Annotated in this window: 1 protein-coding gene; it reads left to right on the top strand. The window is 61.4% G+C overall.

The window, feature by feature from the left end:
- Positions 1 to 311: MobA/MobL family protein (locus AX681_RS03605; RefSeq protein ID WP_197424225.1), on the top strand; the 311-nt coding region annotated here is incomplete at both ends.

Below are 311 nucleotides of genomic sequence, written 5' to 3'. Positions count from 1 at the left end.
GCGCGATCACGATTTCAGCAACAAGGCGGGCGTGATCCACTCCGAGGTGATGTTGCCGGAAGGCGCGCCAGAGCGTTTAAACGACCGCTCGACCTTGTGGAACGAGGTGGAGGCAGGGGAAAAGCGTAAGGACGCGCAGCTTGCCCGCGAGGTTGAGTTCTCAATCCCGCGCGAGATGAACGAGAGGCAGGGCGTCGAGTTGGCGCAGGACTTCGTGAAGAAGCAGTTTGTTGATCGCGGGATGGTCGCGGACCTCAACGTGCATTGGGACAAGGCGAAGGACGGCACGCCGAAGCCGCACGCGCATGTCA

Origin of the sequence: Sphingomonas sp. CCH9-E2 (genome assembly GCF_001557215.1) — a bacterium.
GTDB lineage: Bacteria > Pseudomonadota > Alphaproteobacteria > Sphingomonadales > Sphingomonadaceae > Sphingomonas.
The sequence above is the reverse complement of the archived record's forward strand: the minus strand, read 5'-3'. Positions and strand labels throughout refer to the sequence as shown.